Source organism: Nocardia acididurans (assembly GCF_016741815.1).
Taxonomy (GTDB): Bacteria; Actinomycetota; Actinomycetes; order Mycobacteriales; family Mycobacteriaceae; genus Nocardia; species Nocardia acididurans.
Map to the genome: position 1 here is coordinate 129,801 of NZ_JAERRJ010000007.1, position 15,554 is coordinate 145,354.

At 67.5% G+C, this 15,554-nt stretch carries 18 protein-coding genes and 3 tRNA genes; 10 read left to right on the plus strand and 11 right to left on the minus strand.

Annotation, left to right across the window (positions count from 1 at the left end; translation table 11 throughout):
- The first annotated feature begins 50 nt into the window (after positions 1-50).
- Both JK358_RS18990 and JK358_RS18995 read left to right on the plus strand, forming a co-directional pair.
- Positions 51-1,559: a PucR family transcriptional regulator gene (locus JK358_RS18990; RefSeq protein WP_201949074.1), complete on the plus strand. Its 1,509-nt coding sequence runs from the start codon at positions 51-53 to the stop codon at positions 1,557-1,559.
- Between the two features lie 87 nt (positions 1,560-1,646).
- Entirely contained in the window at positions 1,647-2,354 is a 708-nt protein-coding gene (locus tag JK358_RS18995) for a hypothetical protein (RefSeq protein WP_201949075.1), read from the plus strand.
- A 23-nt stretch (positions 2,355-2,377) separates the two neighbouring features.
- On the opposite strand, the gene JK358_RS19000 is transcribed toward JK358_RS18995, so the two are convergent.
- The 3 genes from JK358_RS19000 to msrA all read right to left on the minus strand — a co-directional run bounded on the left by JK358_RS19000 (position 2,378) and on the right by msrA (position 4,653).
- Positions 2,378-3,118: an SDR family NAD(P)-dependent oxidoreductase gene (locus tag JK358_RS19000; RefSeq protein ID WP_201949076.1), complete on the minus strand. Its 741-nt coding sequence runs from the start codon at positions 3,116-3,118 to the stop codon at positions 2,378-2,380.
- Positions 3,119-3,267: 149 nt separating this feature from the next.
- The gene (locus tag JK358_RS19005; protein ID WP_307817619.1) at positions 3,268-4,143 is read right to left on the minus strand and encodes an alpha/beta fold hydrolase; all 876 of its coding nucleotides are present in this window, start codon (positions 4,141-4,143) and stop codon (positions 3,268-3,270) included.
- 42 nt (positions 4,144-4,185) lie between these two features.
- A complete protein-coding gene (msrA, locus tag JK358_RS19010) occupies positions 4,186-4,653 on the minus strand; it encodes a peptide-methionine (S)-S-oxide reductase MsrA (RefSeq protein ID WP_232851589.1) in 468 nt (155 codons plus the stop codon).
- A 141-nt stretch (positions 4,654-4,794) separates the two neighbouring features.
- On the opposite strand from msrA, the gene JK358_RS19015 reads away from it, so the two are divergent.
- A complete protein-coding gene (locus JK358_RS19015) occupies positions 4,795-5,460 on the plus strand; it encodes a hypothetical protein (RefSeq protein WP_201949078.1) in 666 nt (221 codons plus the stop codon).
- Positions 5,461-5,527: 67 nt separating this feature from the next.
- Here JK358_RS19015 and JK358_RS19020 read toward each other — a convergent pair whose 3' ends face one another.
- The gene (locus JK358_RS19020; protein WP_201949079.1) at positions 5,528-6,112 is read right to left on the minus strand and encodes a TetR/AcrR family transcriptional regulator; all 585 of its coding nucleotides are present in this window, start codon (positions 6,110-6,112) and stop codon (positions 5,528-5,530) included.
- 94 nt (positions 6,113-6,206) lie between these two features.
- Between JK358_RS19020 and JK358_RS19025 the strand changes: the two genes are divergently transcribed.
- Both JK358_RS19025 and JK358_RS40795 read left to right on the plus strand, forming a co-directional pair.
- The gene (locus tag JK358_RS19025; RefSeq protein WP_201949080.1) at positions 6,207-7,145 is read left to right on the plus strand and encodes an ABC transporter ATP-binding protein; all 939 of its coding nucleotides are present in this window, start codon (positions 6,207-6,209) and stop codon (positions 7,143-7,145) included.
- A gap of 19 nt (positions 7,146-7,164) precedes the next feature.
- Complete coding sequence (locus tag JK358_RS40795) at positions 7,165-8,805, plus strand: ABC transporter permease (protein ID WP_504739719.1); 1,641 nt, start codon at positions 7,165-7,167, stop codon at positions 8,803-8,805.
- Here the strand turns inward: JK358_RS40795 and JK358_RS19035 are convergent.
- The 4 genes from JK358_RS19035 to JK358_RS19050 all read right to left on the minus strand — a co-directional run bounded on the left by JK358_RS19035 (position 8,767) and on the right by JK358_RS19050 (position 9,531).
- Positions 8,767-8,838: transfer RNA gene (locus JK358_RS19035), tRNA-Lys, on the minus strand. The genes JK358_RS40795 and JK358_RS19035 overlap by 39 nt on opposite strands.
- Positions 8,839-8,841: 3 nt before the next feature.
- Positions 8,842-8,915 (minus strand) — tRNA-Met (locus JK358_RS19040).
- A gap of 88 nt (positions 8,916-9,003) precedes the next feature.
- A tRNA-Ser gene (locus tag JK358_RS19045) sits at positions 9,004-9,087 on the minus strand.
- A gap of 84 nt (positions 9,088-9,171) precedes the next feature.
- Positions 9,172-9,531 carry a hypothetical protein gene (locus JK358_RS19050; RefSeq protein WP_201949082.1) on the minus strand — a complete coding sequence of 120 codons (360 nt, stop codon included), beginning with the start codon at positions 9,529-9,531 and terminating at the stop codon, positions 9,172-9,174.
- Positions 9,532-10,003: 472 nt separating this feature from the next.
- Between JK358_RS19050 and JK358_RS19055 the strand changes: the two genes are divergently transcribed.
- The 4 genes from JK358_RS19055 to JK358_RS19070 all read left to right on the plus strand — a co-directional run bounded on the left by JK358_RS19055 (position 10,004) and on the right by JK358_RS19070 (position 12,991).
- A complete protein-coding gene (locus JK358_RS19055) occupies positions 10,004-10,702 on the plus strand; it encodes a sialidase family protein (protein ID WP_201949083.1) in 699 nt (232 codons plus the stop codon).
- Between the two features lie 200 nt (positions 10,703-10,902).
- Entirely contained in the window at positions 10,903-11,814 is a 912-nt protein-coding gene (gene ku, locus JK358_RS19060; protein ID WP_201949084.1) for a non-homologous end joining protein Ku, read from the plus strand.
- A gap of 75 nt (positions 11,815-11,889) precedes the next feature.
- Positions 11,890-12,450: a GNAT family N-acetyltransferase gene (locus JK358_RS19065; RefSeq protein ID WP_201949085.1), complete on the plus strand. Its 561-nt coding sequence runs from the start codon at positions 11,890-11,892 to the stop codon at positions 12,448-12,450.
- Positions 12,451-12,505: 55 nt separating this feature from the next.
- Positions 12,506-12,991 (plus strand): hypothetical protein, encoded by a 486-nt coding sequence (locus JK358_RS19070; RefSeq protein ID WP_201949086.1) that lies wholly within the window; start codon positions 12,506-12,508, stop codon positions 12,989-12,991.
- A 74-nt stretch (positions 12,992-13,065) separates the two neighbouring features.
- Here the strand turns inward: JK358_RS19070 and JK358_RS19075 are convergent, their stop codons facing one another.
- From JK358_RS19075 to lexA, 3 genes are all read right to left on the minus strand, one after another.
- Entirely contained in the window at positions 13,066-13,686 is a 621-nt protein-coding gene (locus tag JK358_RS19075; RefSeq protein WP_201949087.1) for a hypothetical protein, read from the minus strand.
- A 128-nt stretch (positions 13,687-13,814) separates the two neighbouring features.
- Entirely contained in the window at positions 13,815-14,252 is a 438-nt protein-coding gene (locus tag JK358_RS19080; RefSeq protein WP_201949088.1) for a DUF4189 domain-containing protein, read from the minus strand.
- Positions 14,253-14,414: 162 nt separating this feature from the next.
- On the minus strand, positions 14,415-15,074 hold the full coding sequence (gene lexA, locus JK358_RS19085) for a transcriptional repressor LexA (RefSeq protein WP_201949089.1): 660 nt from the start codon (positions 15,072-15,074) through the stop codon (positions 14,415-14,417).
- Between the two features lie 139 nt (positions 15,075-15,213).
- Between lexA and JK358_RS19090 the strand changes: the two genes are divergently transcribed.
- Entirely contained in the window at positions 15,214-15,525 is a 312-nt protein-coding gene (locus JK358_RS19090; protein WP_201949090.1) for a hypothetical protein, read from the plus strand.
- Positions 15,526-15,554 lie beyond the last annotated feature (29 nt).

Here is a 15,554-nt window from a genome sequence, read left to right on the forward strand (position 1 = left end):
ACATCCAAGCGTGGTAACCGGACGGTCACTCACTGTTAGCGTTGGCAATCATGCGATTGCGCTCCCTGCTCGCCATGAGCGAGATCGGCCTGGAACTCGTCACCGGAGAGGACGAGCTGGAACGCTTCGTACGCTGGGTCGTCACCACCGACATGCTGGACCCCAGCCGATACCTCTCCGGCGGCGAACTCGTGCTCACCGGCATGCAGTGGCGACGCTCACCCGGCGACAGCGAGACCTTCGTGGCCGCGTTGGCCCGAGCCAAGGTCGCCGCGCTCGCGGCCGGTGACGCGCTCTACGGCGAAGCGCCCGACGATATCGTCGAGGCCTGTCGGAAACACCGAATCCCGCTGTTCCGGGTACCCGAGCAGATCGCGTTCGCCACGGTCACCGAGCAGGTCAACCGCAATCTGTCGACCGGGCGGGCCGCGGATCTGGCCGCCATCCTGGATCGGCATCGCAAGCTGGTGTCCGGCGGTGGGCTGGATTCGGTACTCGAACTCATCGACCGCAATCTGGGGTCGCGATGTTGGGTGGTGACCTCCACCGGCCGGGTGGTCGCCGGACCTTCGGAGCTTCCGCCGAAAGCGCTGCGCACGGCTTTTCTGGCCGCCCGGCGACTACCGCACGTGGTCGCCGTCGACGGGACCCGGTACTCGCTGTTCGCGGTCGATCCGGACGGCACCTCACGGGTTGCCGACTGGTTCCTGGTGTTCGAGAGCGACCACAAGGACTGGCCGGAGGAGCGGCGGCTCATCACCGGGGAGCTGGCGGCGGTGGTCTCCCTGGAACGCGCGCGCCAGGACGATCGGCAGAGCGCCGAAGGACGGCTGGCGCAGGAGCTCATCGAACTGATCGTGTCCGACGCCAAGCCCACCGAGATCATCTCGCGGCTCGAGCTCACCGGACTGGGGTTGTCGGACCGCTACCTGGCCGTGGCCGCCACCGCCGACGCGGGCGCGGTCCGGCCCCGCGAACTGCGCGCGCTGCTGCGCGAAATCCTTTACGGCGCAAGCCCTGCCGCCGGAATCGTGGACGGCGAGGCCATCGCGCTGGTGCCGCTCGGCGACGATCCGCACATCGACGACCGCATCCACCGGGCCATCGAAGCCCTCGAACCCGGATTGCAGGGCAGCCGGCTGGCGGTCGGCATCAGCGGCGCGGTCGACGGTGAGGGGTTGCGCGGCGCGGTGGAGGAGGCCCGCTACGCCCGTCGCATGGCCGCCTCCCGCAATCAGATCACCAGCGTGGTCCGGCACGACGAACTCGCCACCCATATGCTGCTGCTGGCCAGCGTCCCCGACGAGGTGCGCCGCATGTTCCGGGTCCGGCTGCTGGACCCGCTCATCAACTACGACAAGGACAATCGCGCCGACCTCGTGCACACGCTGGAAACCTTCCTCGAGGTCTCCGGATCCTGGACCAAATGCGCGGAACTCCTGCACCTGCACGTGAATACGCTGCGCTACCGGATCCAGCGCATCGAGGAACTCACCGAGCGCGATCTGTCCCGGCTGGAGGACCGCGTCGACTTCTTCCTCGCCCTCGCCTTGCGGTGAAAACCCCTGTAGGTCAAGCAATCCGTTGATTGACAGCGGATCGCGGTCCGTGGAGGCTGTTCCCGGCGGCGCAGCAAGCCGTCGATCGTGCCGTTGATTGTGGGGATCTTCTTGCGCGCCAAAACCTTCGGGCCCGTCGCCGGCGTCGGGACACTCCTACTGACGGGACTGACCGTGGCGAGCTGTTCGACCTCCGACACCGGGTCCACGACGGCATCCGCGACCACCCGGCAGTTCACCGCACCGCCCGCGGACTGCGCGGCCGCCACCTCGGTGCGGCCGGTGGCGGACGCGGTACGGCAGTACGCCGGAACGCGCTACGGCGCGGGCGCGGTGTTCACCCCCACCGATCTGTCGGCCGCACCGGGCATGGCCGCGACGCATCTGATCTGCAATGCCCGGTTCGGCGAACTCGCACAGGCGGATTCGAGCTCGGCACTGCGCTACCTGTCGATCTCGTTCACCGTGAACGACTCCCCCGGCGACGCTGCCGCGGCGGCCGCGGACCAGTTCCAGCGCTTCCGCGCGAACGCCCCCGACGAGTTCACCCGAATGGACATCGGCGACGACGCCGACACCCGCGAGCGCCGCGTGGGACCGAACGGAACCGAGGTGCGCACCCGATTCCGGATGAGCAATCTGACCGTGGACGTGATCACCTCGGACCAGGACTACTCGGGTGCCATGCCGGCGGCGGGCGCCGATCCAGAGCTCGCGGCCGCACTGCGCACCGGCGCGGAGGCCGTCGCGCGGGCGCTGGCCGGCGCGATCGGCACCGTGATGCCGGCGCGGTGACTCGGCGCGGGTTGTGTCGGGACTCAGCCGCGACCGAGCAGGGTTCCACCGTTGATCTGCAGGATCTGGCCGGTGGTCCAGCCCGCGTCCGGCGACGCGAGGTAGGCGATACCGGCGGCGATCTCCTCGGGAGTGCCCGCGCGGCCCGCCGGAATCTGCGCGATCCGGTCGGCCGCCAGCTCCGAAGTCAGTCGCTCCGACCAGAATTCGGTATCCGGGACGAATCCCGGGGCCACCACATTGACGGTCACGCCCTGCGGCGCCAACTGCTGCGCGAGACCCAGCGACCAGCCGTGCAGGGCCGCCTTCGCCGCACCGTAGGCGCCCGGACCACGCAGTCCCGCAATGGAACTCACCGAGATGATCCGCCCGCCCGGCCGCCGGATGTGCGGTAGCAGCGCCTCGGTCGCCAGCACGGCGGTGATCACGTTCAGCCGGAAGGTCTCCAGATACGCGTCGGCGAGTCCGGTCAGATCATCCGGCGCGTGTGCGGGGTTGCCGCCCGCATTGTTGACCAGCACATCGAGGCCGTCGCCCGCGAACCGGGCGGCGAGCGCCTCGACCTGGTTGGGAACCGTCAGATCGGCCACGGCGGCGCTGACGCGTTCCGCGCCGATCTCGGTATTGATCTCCTTGGCCGCGGCCTCCAGGATCGGCAGTCGGCGGCCGACGACGACCACCTCGTCGCCCGCACCGGCCAAGCGCCGGGCCACGGCCTTTCCGATTCCGGTTCCACCGCCGGTGACCACTGCGCGTCGCGTCATCGTTCGCCCCTTCTCGGTGAAGTAGTTTCCTATCGAAACTACTCCTCGGAACACGGGTCGCCGGTGTGATGCTCTTCGCGATCGAAACGGTGGCCACCGGGGCGGCGGCACGGTCCGCGCGGCACACGCTGCGGGAAAACCTCTCGGACTCAGCGAGATTCGTCGAGCACCTCGCGCAGGACGCGGGCGAACTCCTCGGGCTTGCCGGGGTAGCCGTACTCGTCGCCCACGAAGCCGCCGTGATGGCTGGGGAACACGGTCGGCTGCTGCTCCAGCAGCGCGGCGAGGCTCTCGACCGTACGGGCGGTGAAAGTACCCGCGGATTCCTCCCCGACGGCGACCACGATGCGCGTCGGAGCGGCCCGCAGGGCGGTGATATCGGGACGGTACGCGGTGACGGCGACGGCGCGTTCCGACAGCAGCGGATCCTCGCGGCCGCCGTCGTCCTCGGACGGCAGGCCGAACATGGCGGGGTCGGCGGCGGGCCGGGCGAACCAGGCGTCGGTGAACTCGCCCTGCCAGGAGGTCATGGCGATGAAGGCGGCCATACCCGCGCCGAATCCCTTGGCCTGGTACGCCTCTCGCACTCCGGTCAGCGCGCGGTCGGCGGCCGCGGCGTCGGGCAGGACGGTGACCAGCGGCGGTTCGTGCGCGACCAGCGTGCGGACATCGCCGGGATGCGCGGTCACCAGCGCCAGAGCGGTGATCGCGCCGCCGCTGCTGGCGAACAGGTCCACCGGGCCCGCACCGAGCTTCTCGACGAGGGCGTGCACATCCTCGGCCTGGACCTCCGGCACACTGTCGGTGCGGCCGTCCCGGCGGGTGCTGCGGCCGAGGCCGCGCGGATCGTAGGTGATCACGGTCCGGTCCGGGAACTGGGCGGCCAGGGCGCGGAAACCGCCGGCGTCCATCGGCTGGCCGATCATGACCAGGGGTGCACGGCCGTCGGCGGTCGGCAGCGGGCCGTGCACGTCGTAGGTGAGGTCGACCTCGGGAAGCGTGAGCACATGTGTCGTCATATCCATGTGGACGCTTCCCGGGCCGAAAACTCATCGGCCCCTGGCGGATTACTCGGTGACAGCTTCGCGCTTCGGCAGCTTCCAGCCCGGACGCGGGAAGTGGCAGGTGTAGCCGTTCGGGTAGCGCAACAGGTAGTCCTGATGCTCGGGCTCGGCCTCCCAGAACGTGGGCGCGGGCGTCACCTCGGTGACCACCTTGCCGGGCCACAGGCCCGACGCCTCGACGTCGGCGATGGTGTCGAGCGCCACCCGCTTCTGCTCGTCATCGGTGTAGAAGATGGCGGACCGGTAGCTGGTCCCGATGTCGTTGCCCTGCCGATCCTTGGTCGTCGGATCGTGGATCTGGAAGAAGAACTCCAGCAGCGCCCGGTAATCCGTCTCCTTCGGGTCGTAGACGATCTCCACCGCCTCCGCGTGCCCCGGATGATTCCGATAGTTCGGGTTGTCATTGGACCCGCCGGTGTAGCCCACCCGGGTCGCCAGCACACCCGGCTGCCTGCGAATCAGGTCCTGCATACCCCAGAAACATCCACCGGCGAGAACAGCAGTACGCGTGTCGGTCACGCTTCCTCCTTCGTTAGGCGTTGGGTACAACCCACGCCACGGCACGGAAGTTCCCTACCCAGGGTACGAATCGGACACGGATATATTCACCGGATGCACTGGGACCAGATGACCGACACCACCGACGACCTACGCCGCCGCGTCACCCGCATGCGCTGCGGCGTGGGTCAGCTGGGCATTCTCGAGTCGATCATCGAAGCGTCCTTCGGCCCCTGGCTCGGCGCGATCGACGCCGACGGCCGCGGCGCCGCCGAACTCCGCATGCACCTGATCGGCCGCTTCCGCCTCACCGCCGTCGTCACCAGCGCGGGCAAATTCAGCCTCATCCAGCTCAACGCGCCCAAGAAGCACGGCGGCGAACGGGTCATCTCGCCCAAGGCAGCCCAGCGCAAAGGCTGGGAGGACGGCGTCGAGATGCCCAAACAGCCGCAGTGGCTCGACTACGTGATGACCTGGGTCGAGGACGCCAGTGCGGTCGTGGACCGCCGGGCCATCCTCGAACATCAGCTGAAAGGCGCGGACCGCCGTCTGCTGTCGCTCAACAACACCCTCGAGGGTCTGCGAGCCAACCTCCGGGAACGAGAGCAGGACCGCGACGCCCTGGCCGCCGAAGTCGCCGCGATCCGCAAAGAACTGCACGCGGAACTCGAAGCCCGAGCCGCCAAGCGCGGCGTGACCTATATCCCGCCCGCACTGGACGACTCGGACCCAGTCGTCGAGCCACTCCCAATCGACGCGAACAGTGTTTTCGGGGAATAACACCGGCCCCGACGGCAGCAGTGTCCGGCGTGCCCGGCCCAGTTCGAAACACTCGACGTCGACCCGGCTAGGGGCGCGGCGGAACTCCCCAGAGATTGCGGATCAGGTTCCAGGGCTGGTCCGGGTCCAGATCGCGGCCTTCGCGTAGCGCGGCGGCGGCCCAGGCGTCGCCCGCGCGGATGACCGCCGCGGTGGCCTGCACCAGGAGATCACGGTCGCATTCGACTGTCACCAGGCCGATTTCGGCCCCATTGTCGACCAGGTCGCGGATCCAGGCGACGAACGTGCTCTGCGCGCCGAGCAGGAAGGCCGGATCGATGAGGGCCAAATCCTCAGGGCGCGTGTCGATGTGGGCACGCAGGCGGAATTCGGCGGCCTTGATCTGCTGCCAGAACTCGGCAGGGGTGGCGACTTTCGTCCAGGGTCCCAGGGCCTCGGTCAGGCGGGCGGCGACTCCGTCCAGGACGGCGCGCAGCAGGTCGTCGCGGCCGTCGAAATAGTTGTAGGCCGAGGACTTCGAGATGCCCGCCGCCGCGATGATCTGGTTGTAGGAGGCGGCCTCGATGCCATCGGCCGCGAAGGCGCGCTGGGCGACATCGAGGATGCGGCGCTGCTCGGCAGTGGGCAGGCGGGTGAAGCGAGGAAGTGGCACGAAAATCATCCTAGGCGAATGCGACCCAATGATGCACACTATCGATGTGTACCATCGGTACACACGAGCGGTTCCAGTCGCCTGGGGAGGCATTATGACAGCATCGGCGAACGCTACGGACGCGGTGATCCAGACCATCGGCCTGCGCAAGACATTCGGGGATTTCACCGCCCTCGACGGCCTCGACCTGCGGGTACACCGCGGCGAGGTACACGGATTCCTCGGACCCAACGGGGCGGGGAAATCCACCACCATCCGGATTCTGCTGGGGCTGATGCGGGCCAGCGGCGGCACCGCCCGGCTCTTCGGACGCGACCCATGGCGCGAGGCCGTCGCACTGCATCGCCGGCTCGCCTACGTGCCCGGCGACGTCTCACTGTGGCCCGGGCTCACCGGCGGCGAATGCCTCGATCTGCTCGCGGCCGCGCACGGCACGCTGGACACGGCCCGGCGCACCGAGCTGATCGAACGGTTCGACCTCGACCCGGGTAAGAAGAGCCAGGACTACTCCAAGGGCAACCGGCAGAAGGTGGCGCTCGTCGCGGCCTTCGCCACCGACAGTGAACTGCTCATCCTCGACGAGCCCACCTCGGGCCTGGATCCCTTGATGGAACAGGTCTTTCAGCAGACCCTCACCGAACGCACCCGAGCCGGCTGCACGGTGCTGCTGTCCAGCCACATCCTCGCCGAGGTGGAAGCACTCGCCGATCGGGTGAGCATCATCCGGCACGGGCGCACCGTCTCCACCGGCACCCTGCACGAACTGCGCCGCCACACCGCCACCCAGGTGCATGCCGTCACCGTCGAAAGTCCTTGCGGTCTGGATACTTCCGCCGAGGTGAGCACCCTCGACATCCACCCCTCGGGCGGGCGCTACAGCGTGTCCTTCAGTGTGAAACCGGCCGCGGTGGATGCCGCGATCGGCGCGCTGCACGCCGCCGGACTGGTCTCGCTCACCGCGAATCCGCCGAGCCTGGACGAACTGTTCCTGCGCAACTACGACAGCGCCGACGCCGAGACCGCGGGGGTGTGACATGGGTGGGTTCTCGACCATGACGGCCCTCTGCTGGCGCGGCAACCGCACCCAGATCCTCTGCTGGACACTGGGATTGGCGGTCGTCTTCGTGGCCACCGCACTGTCCCTGGACAGCATGTACTCCACGCCCGCCGAGCTGGCCACCTACCGCGCGGCCACCGAATCCGGCACAGCACTGTTCGCCATCAACGGAAAGCCCTATGGGCTGGACAATATCGGCGGGGTGATCGCCTACGAGTTCGGATTCATCAGCGCATTGGCCTTCCCGCTCATGGCGATTCACCTGGTGACGCGCATGACCAGGCGCGAGGAGGAATCCGGCCGCGTGGAACTGCTGCGCGCCGGATCCATCGGACGCACCGCCGCCCTCGCCGCCGCGCTCACCGTGGTCGGCGCGGCCCTGCTGGTGATCACCGCAGTCACTGTGGCAACGCTGCTCGCTCTCGATCTGAATCGACAAGGCGCAGTATTGTATTCCTTGTCCATCGCATTGCTGGCCTGGAGTTTCGCCGCGGTCGCGGCCGCCTGCGCGCAGGTCGTCGCAGCCTCCCGCACCGTCACCGCCCTGTGCCTGGCAATCCTGGCGGTCACCTTCCTGGCGCGCGGTGTCGGCGACGTGCGCGGCAACGCGCTCGTGTGGCTCTCACCGATCGGATGGGCCGAGCAGACACAGGCTTTCGGCAATGCGCGCTGGTGGCCGCTCGCCCTGCTCCTGACCTTCACCATCGCCGTGACCGCGCTCGCCGCCCTGCTGGCCGCTCACCGCGACCTCGGCGCAGGCGTCTTCTCCTCCCGGCGCGGACCCCTGGCCGCGTCCCCGATCCTCCTGCAGCCCTTCGGATTCGCTCTGCGCAAACAGCGCGGAGCCATCGCGGCCTGGAGCGTGATCGGCATGCTCGTCGCCCTCGCCTTCGGCGCCCTCACCGATGCCGTACACGAGGCCATCGCCGACAACGAGACCATGCGAACCGCATTCGGCGGCAGTGGCGAGGCCGACGCCTACCTGGCCTTCGTGGTAGTGCTCCTGGCCCTGATAGTCGCGGGCTACGCGGTACAGGCCGTCGGCCGCACGGCCGAAGAAGAACCCGGCAACCGCCTCGAACCCCTGCTGGCCGGATCCCGGAGCCGCACCCGCTGGCTGACCGCCGAGTTCTCGGCAGTCGTCCTCGGCACGATCGTGGTGGCCCTCCTCAGCGGCCTCGCACTCGGCGCGAGCGCGGCCTCCGCCACCGGCGACACCGCCGATTGGACCCGCCTCGCCACGGCCACCCTCGCCTACCTCCCCGCAACCCTTGTCCTCGCCGCAATCCCCTTGGCCCTCTATGGCATTCGCCCAGCCTGGCAGGGCCTGGGCTGGGCCGTCTTCGCCGCCGTGGCCGTCATCGCCACCCTGGCGGACACCCTCCGCCTCCCTCAGTGGACCCGCCACCTGTCCCCCTTCGACTGGGTGGGCCGAGTCCCCCAGGAATCCCTCAACCCCTGGGCTCCGATCCTGTCCCTGCTCCTGGCAGCCGCCCTGGCCACAGCCGGAATCTACGCCTTCACCCGCCGCGACATCCCCACGCATCACCCAGCGACGCCATCCCCTCTGCGTCGCGTCCTGAGGCTCGGCGGAAAGTACCCCCGGTACGGATCGAACGTACGACATGCCGCTTAAGAGGCGGCAGCTCTACCGCTGAGCTACGGAGGTTCAAGGCGGTGGCCGGATTCGAACCGGCGACCTACGGGGTATGAACCCGCCGCGCTACCGAACTGCGCCACACCGCTGCGGAAGACAGAGAACTCGAATCCCAAGCCCGAAGGCTCAATTCCGTTAGCAACGGATTCCGGCGCCCTGGCCGGTTTGTCTCCCAGATGGAAGGTTGAGGAGTCGAACCCCAACGCCGAAACGCCCCTCTGGTGTTCAAGACCAGCTGGCCTCCGCAGGCCGGAACCTTCCATTCACCGCTGTTCGGAAGAACCTGCGGTGGAACAACATTCGCAGAATCGGATGGGGCATCGCAAACCATTTTCCGGGCCGGACTCAGCAGGTCGTAGTTCCGGCCAGGCCCGCGCTGAGCAGGATGGAGTAGCCGCAGGCCATGAAGAGGATTCCCACGGTGAGCAGGGCGGCGGCCAGCCACCCCACTCGGCGATGGTTGATCCACAGGTGGAGCAGGACAAGTACGCCGATCACCAACATGATTGCGCCGCCGATGGATTGGATGTTTCCGATCAGGGCGTAGTCGCGGTCTCGTTGTTCGCGGGAGCCGTGGGGACTCGCGTCGCAGAAGTCCCCGTTGGCGGGCGTGATCAGGTAGCCGGCCAGAAAGATGGTCGGGCCGAGGACGATCGCACCGACGATGTAGAGCAATGCGGGAAGGGCCGGCCTGTTCTTGATCATGGGCATCACGATAGTTATCGGGGGTGTCGCTCCGATGGGCATGGTGTGGAGATTGTGCATGGGTTGCGGCAAACCGACCGGGATGGGCTCACTGCGCTGAAATGTGCTTTGCGCGAACGGGTTTCGCACTGCCGGAGGGGTTCGGCGGATAGACTGGGGAGCCTCGGGGCACAACGGGGTGACCGTTCTTTCCTAGTGCTGGAGCCGCAGAAAGGCCGCGGTGAGGTCAGTGGTGTTCGCAGATTCCCGTCGAAATTCCGATACACGGTTGTGGGCGTCCGGTGCCGTGCAGGGTGGGGCATGGGTCGACCAGGCTCCGATTCCCGGCGCCACCTCGCCGCGAGGGCCCGCGCTCGCGGTATTCCAGCAGCAGTTGCATGCCGCTTGGCGGGCCGATGACAGTTCCAACAGCATCTGGTTCTCGCGCACAGCTGACGGGGAGATGTGGACGGGGCCTTGGAATCTTCCATATGTGGGCACCTCGGAAGCGCCCGCCCTTGCGGCCGTGAATGATTCGGGGGGTGAGCGGCTGTATATCGCATGGAAGGGAGCAGACCGGGATCAGAGTATCTACTGGTCCTCGTCGACCGATGGGCACAAGTGGGAGGATCAGCTGATCCTCGGCGGAGCCGAGACCGCCTGCGCGCCCGCACTGGTGGCGTTTCGCGGTGTGCTGCACGCCTTTTGGCGCGGCGGCGAGCAGGTCGCCCGCTCCAATCAGGGCATCTACATGTCGGTGCGCGGCGACACGGGGTGGAGTGCGCCGGTGGCGCTGCCCGGCATCGCTTCAGCCGAGAGCCCAGCGCCGGCGGCGGTGGGCGACACCCTGTATCTCGCCCACCGCGGCACGCACGCGACCCTGGACAATGACAAATTCATCCGGCTGTGGAGTTCCGGCAATGGGGTCAACTGGGTTTCGCGCGCCAATCCGCCCGACGCCTACTCCGATCTCGCGCCCGCGCTGGCCGCGCACGATGGCAGGCTGCACCTCATCTGGAAGTCGGCGAGCGGGCCGGAGATCTGGTACACGTCCTTCGACGGCGACCACACCTGGCAGCCGCCGTCCCGTGTGGCCGCTTTCGAAACCGGTTGCGCCCCAGCGCTGCACGCCTTCCGCCGGGGTCCCGGGTCGACCGAACTGCAGCTGGGCTGGCGCGGATCGACACTGTGAGACGCTAGCGCAGTTCGGCGTCGGGCAGTGGCGGGGCGGAGCGCCGTGCGGTAGGCAGCACGTCGGTGCTGATCTGTCCTGGTTCACTCATCGGGCGGCTCCCGTCGATGCTGGTCAGGTGGTTGCCGGAACCGGCTTGAACAGCAGGTCGACGGCGATTCGGGCAGACGGGACGAATGGTCGAACGTAGAGTGGGGTCCATGAGGTCCATCTGGAAGGGCTCCATCGCGTTCGGACTCGTGAACGTCCCCGTGAAGGTGTACACCGCCACGGAGGATCACGACATCAAGTTCCACCAGGTGCATGCCGCCGACGGTGGGCGGATCCGCTATGAGCGGGTGTGCACCGTGGACGGGCAGCCCGTGCAGTATTCCGATATCGACAAGGCCTACGAATCTCCCGAGGGTGACCGGGTGATTCTCACCGACGAGGATTTCTCGAAGCTGCCCGCCGCGGAGAAGCACGAGATTCCGGTGCTGCAATTCGTGCCGATCGATCAGATCGATCCGATTCTGTACGACAAGAGCTATTACCTGGAACCGGATTCGAATACCCCGAAGGCGTATGTGCTGCTCGCCAAGACCCTCGAGGAAGTCGACCGGGTGGCGCTGGTGCATTTCACGCTGCGGCAGAAGACCAGGCTGGGCGCCCTGCGGGTGCGGGACGGCGTGCTGGTGCTGCAGACCATGCTGTGGCCGGACGAGGTGCGCGCGGTGGCCTTCGACAAACTCGACGGCGTCGCCGAACCCAAGGCCCAGGAACTGAAGATGGCCGAGACGCTGGTGGAGACGCTCTCGGATGATTTCGACCCGAGCCTGTATGTCGACGAATATCAGATCGAATTGAAGCGGCTCATCGACGAGGCCATCGCCAGCGGCAGCAGCAAGGTGAAGCGTGCGCCGGAAACCGCCGCGCCCGAAATGGATGCCGAGGTCGTGGACCTGGTGGCCGCGCTGCAGCGCAGTCTGGAAGCCTCCGGCCGCAAACCGGCCGCCAAGGCCGCCGCCAAGAAGACCGCGGAAAAGCCCGCCAAGGCCGCGGCGAAGAAGACCACCGCCAAGAAGACCGCGAAGAAGGCTCCGGCGAAACAGGCCACCCGAAAGGGCGCGTAGCGGGCCGCGTGGCTGCCGCCACAGCGGCGGTCATGGATTCGACAAGCCGGGGCATCCGCCTGGCAAACTAGCCGCATGGAATCCGACATAGCCATCGTCCCGATGGGCCTCGGCCATCTGCGTCAGGTCATCGACCTCGGTTACCAGGTGTTCGACACCTCCGCCAAGCCCTACACCTCATGGTCGCTGACCTCGGTGGCCGAGCACCTGGACAGTGCGGGCCGTTCCTGCTGGGTGGCGGTGGATTCGGATCGGGTGGTCGGATTCGTGCTCGCCTCGATGGAATTCGAGCTGCGCGACGACTGGGCGTATCTGGAGTGGATCGCGGTCGATCCGGATATGCAGGGGCGCGGTATCGCCGGTCGGCTCATGACCTCCTGCTGCGACACGCTGTTCAAGCACGGCGCGCGGCGCATCGTCACCGATGTGGAGAACCACAACACGGCCTCGGCGTCGATGATGCGCAAGAACGGTTTCACCGAGGGCACCACGGTCACGCTGTTCGTGCGGCCGAATCCGCAGGAACCGGCCGAGGGGTCCGACGAGCAGATCACGCTCGGGCCGGGCACCAAGCGGGATCTGATCCGGCGTGGACGCATCACCGGCGACGGACGGCACGGGCGGCCGAAGCAGTAGCCGCGCCGATCCGCGGGGCCGGAACCTGTCGGACCCCGCGGCTACGGTGGGGCGCATGACTGTCGTCGATGAGACCATGATCGCCATCACCGAGGCGGTAACCCTTGGGCGGCAAGGGAATACCGATGCCGCACGGGAGGCGCTCACCGCACTGTGGGATTCGATCGGCGCGGCAGGCGATCCGTTCCACCGCTGCACGCTGGCGCACTACCTGGCCGATGTGCAGGAGCACGCGGCCGACGCGCTCACCTGGGATCTGCGCGCACTGGACGCCGCCGACGCGCTCACCGACGACCGTGCCCAGCAGCACGACGCGTCGCTGAGCGTGCGCGGCTTCTATCCGTCGCTGCATCTGAACCTGGCGGACTGCTACCGGCGGCTGGGCGCGTTCGACACCGCCCACCGGCACCTGGCGCAGGCGCGGGACGGCCTCGGCACGCTCGCCGACCGCCCCGAATACGACCAGGGCGTGCGCGCCGGCATCGCGAATGTCGCTGCGGCGCTGGAGAACCGGTCCACCGATCGACTACCCACCAACTGAACCGAGGACGGGCGCACCGGTCTGCCACGGCACGCGGCGGTGGTGGTGGTCCGTGCCCGGGATCGTCCGCGTGCTCAGTCCTCGAGCGCGCGGGCCTGCCCCTCCCGGAAGAATTCCAGCAGCCCCGCCACGGTGCCGACCTCGCTGCGCGGGCGCATGGCTCCGAAGGGCGCGTTCCAGAATTCGCCCCGGCGTCTGGTCCACGGTCCGACGTAGGCGTAGGGGTGCGGATTCTCCCAATCCCCCGGGGAGACACCGAAATTCACCTCGCCCACCGACACCGACAGATCGAAGTGCTCCGGCCACAGCACCGGCTGCTCCGCGGCGAAGCGGCGTAATGCGGTGTCCCCCACCGCGAACCAGTCGTGCATGCGGGCGGCGGCGTCCTCGTCGACGGTGAATGGCTCGTCGGGGTCCATATGCGTGCCCTCGTTGTAGAGCCCGCCGGGCGGTCCGTCGGCTTCGAATCCCGCGGTCTGGGCGAGGTCGCGATAGGTGCCGTGGAGTTTGGTGCGCCCCTGCGGCCACACCAGATCGGTCCCGGTCACCGTGACCGGCCATTTCACGCCGGTGAAGCCACCCAGCACGATGCGCATGCGAATGCTGCCGAAGCGCCGATACTGCGGGCCCGCGATCAGCAGCTCCGCTGCCGCGTGCAACGCGAACCGGGTGTCCTCGTACTTGATGTCGTCCACTCCGAAATCATGGCCGTATCAGCACGGGTAGTGCGGCGAATTCGGTTTGCCCGCAAATGTTGTCCGGCAAAAACATATGCGCCACGCCGGACGTATCCGGCGTGGCGCATATATGGCCTTCGTACAGCTCAGCGTGCGTTGGACGTGCAGGCCGTCATGACCACCCGGGCCCCGGCGCCCTGCGAGGAGCCGAGGTCCAGCTTGCCGCCACCGTTCTTGATGTTGTCGAGGGCGGCCTGTTCGGCCTCCACCCTCGTACCCGCCCAGCCCGCACCGAAGCGCCCGTCGGATGACTGGGACACCGCGCCACAGGCATTGGCGAAATTCACGATGGCGTAACAGTCGCCGCCACCGCACCCGTCGACAGCCGCGGAATCCGCGCCGCCGCTGTTCGTGTAATCCACCGCGTAGGCGACATGGAAGGTACTTCGCGACACCGCGATCGCACCGTACAGATCGCCACCGGCGGCCACGAACCCGTCGTCCGCTGCCGCAGGTCCCGCACCCACTATTGCCGCCAGAGACGACACTGCAAAACCGACACCGGCCTTGTGCAGCAACGACATTCGATTCTCCCAGTGAAGAAGCCCAGTAATCGGTCGAATCATGGCCGAGTGGAACCGATCTGTCCAGTCCGTCGGACCGGCCGTCAGCGGTGCCGTTCGAGCCACTTCTCGGTATCGCCCGACCCGACCGTCCCGGCGCCGCCTCGGCGGCGGGCCTACAGGTCAGACGCGGCGCATGACGGAGACTACCTTACCCAGGATCACCGCTTCGTCGCCGTCGATGACCTGATACGCGGGGTTGCGTGGTTCGAGGTATACGTGCCCGTTGCTGCGGCGGTAGACCTTGACGGTGGCCTCGCCGTCGATCATGGCCGCGACGATCTCGCCGGTGTGGGCTTCCTGCTCCTTGCGCACCACCACGATGTCGCCGTCGCAGATGGCGGCGTCGATCATGGAGTCGCCGCGCACGCGCAGGCCGAAGACGGTTCCCCGACCGACCAGTTCGCGAGGGAGCGAGAGCACGTCGTCGGCATGCTCCTCGGCCAGGATCGGCGTGCCGGCCGCGATATCGCCGACCACCGGCACCGTCACCTGCTCCTCGGACTGCCGCGCCTGCGGTTCGGCGGACTGCAGGAACATCCGTACATCGATCGGCCGCGACATGGTCTCGCTGCGACGCAGAAACCCGCGCTCCTCCAACGCGTTCAGATGCTTCGACACCGACGACGAGGACTTCAGCCCCACCTCGTCCCCGATCTGCCGGGTATTGGGCGGATATCCGTGCCGCACCACATGATCCCGGATCACGCCGAGAATGTGCTGCTGGCGCTCGGGTAGCGTCGAGGTGTCGAGATGCTCATAGTCGTAGTCGTAACCGGTCACCGGGGCATCCTAAGCGGGCCGGTCACTCTCCCCCGGTTCTCGGCGCTCCGCACGACGCGTGTTGCGGCAGAACAAGCGAGATTCCTTTCGCGGGAACCGAATTACGCTGGATGCGGAGAAGCTACCCGAGGAGCAAGTGATGAGTGCTGACGTCACCGCCACCGTCGATGGGCAGAACCGATCCGAACCGGTCACCCGGCAGCAATTGGACGCATGGATCGCGACCATGGAGGAGTTCGTGATCGTCGGACGCGGCGAGAATCCGGACTCTTTCATCCAGGCGCTCGCCTTAGGCGACGAGGAGTACCGGCTCGAGTATCGTTCGGACGCGGTGAAACACATGATGGCCACCTATGTCAGTGGCGCGACACTCCTTTCCCTTCTCCTATGGGACTGGGTGCACGACGACTGGCAGCGCCTCGACGCGCTCGACTGGGAACGCGCGTTCTGACTCGGGGCCGGCCGCGGCCAAAGTTTCTG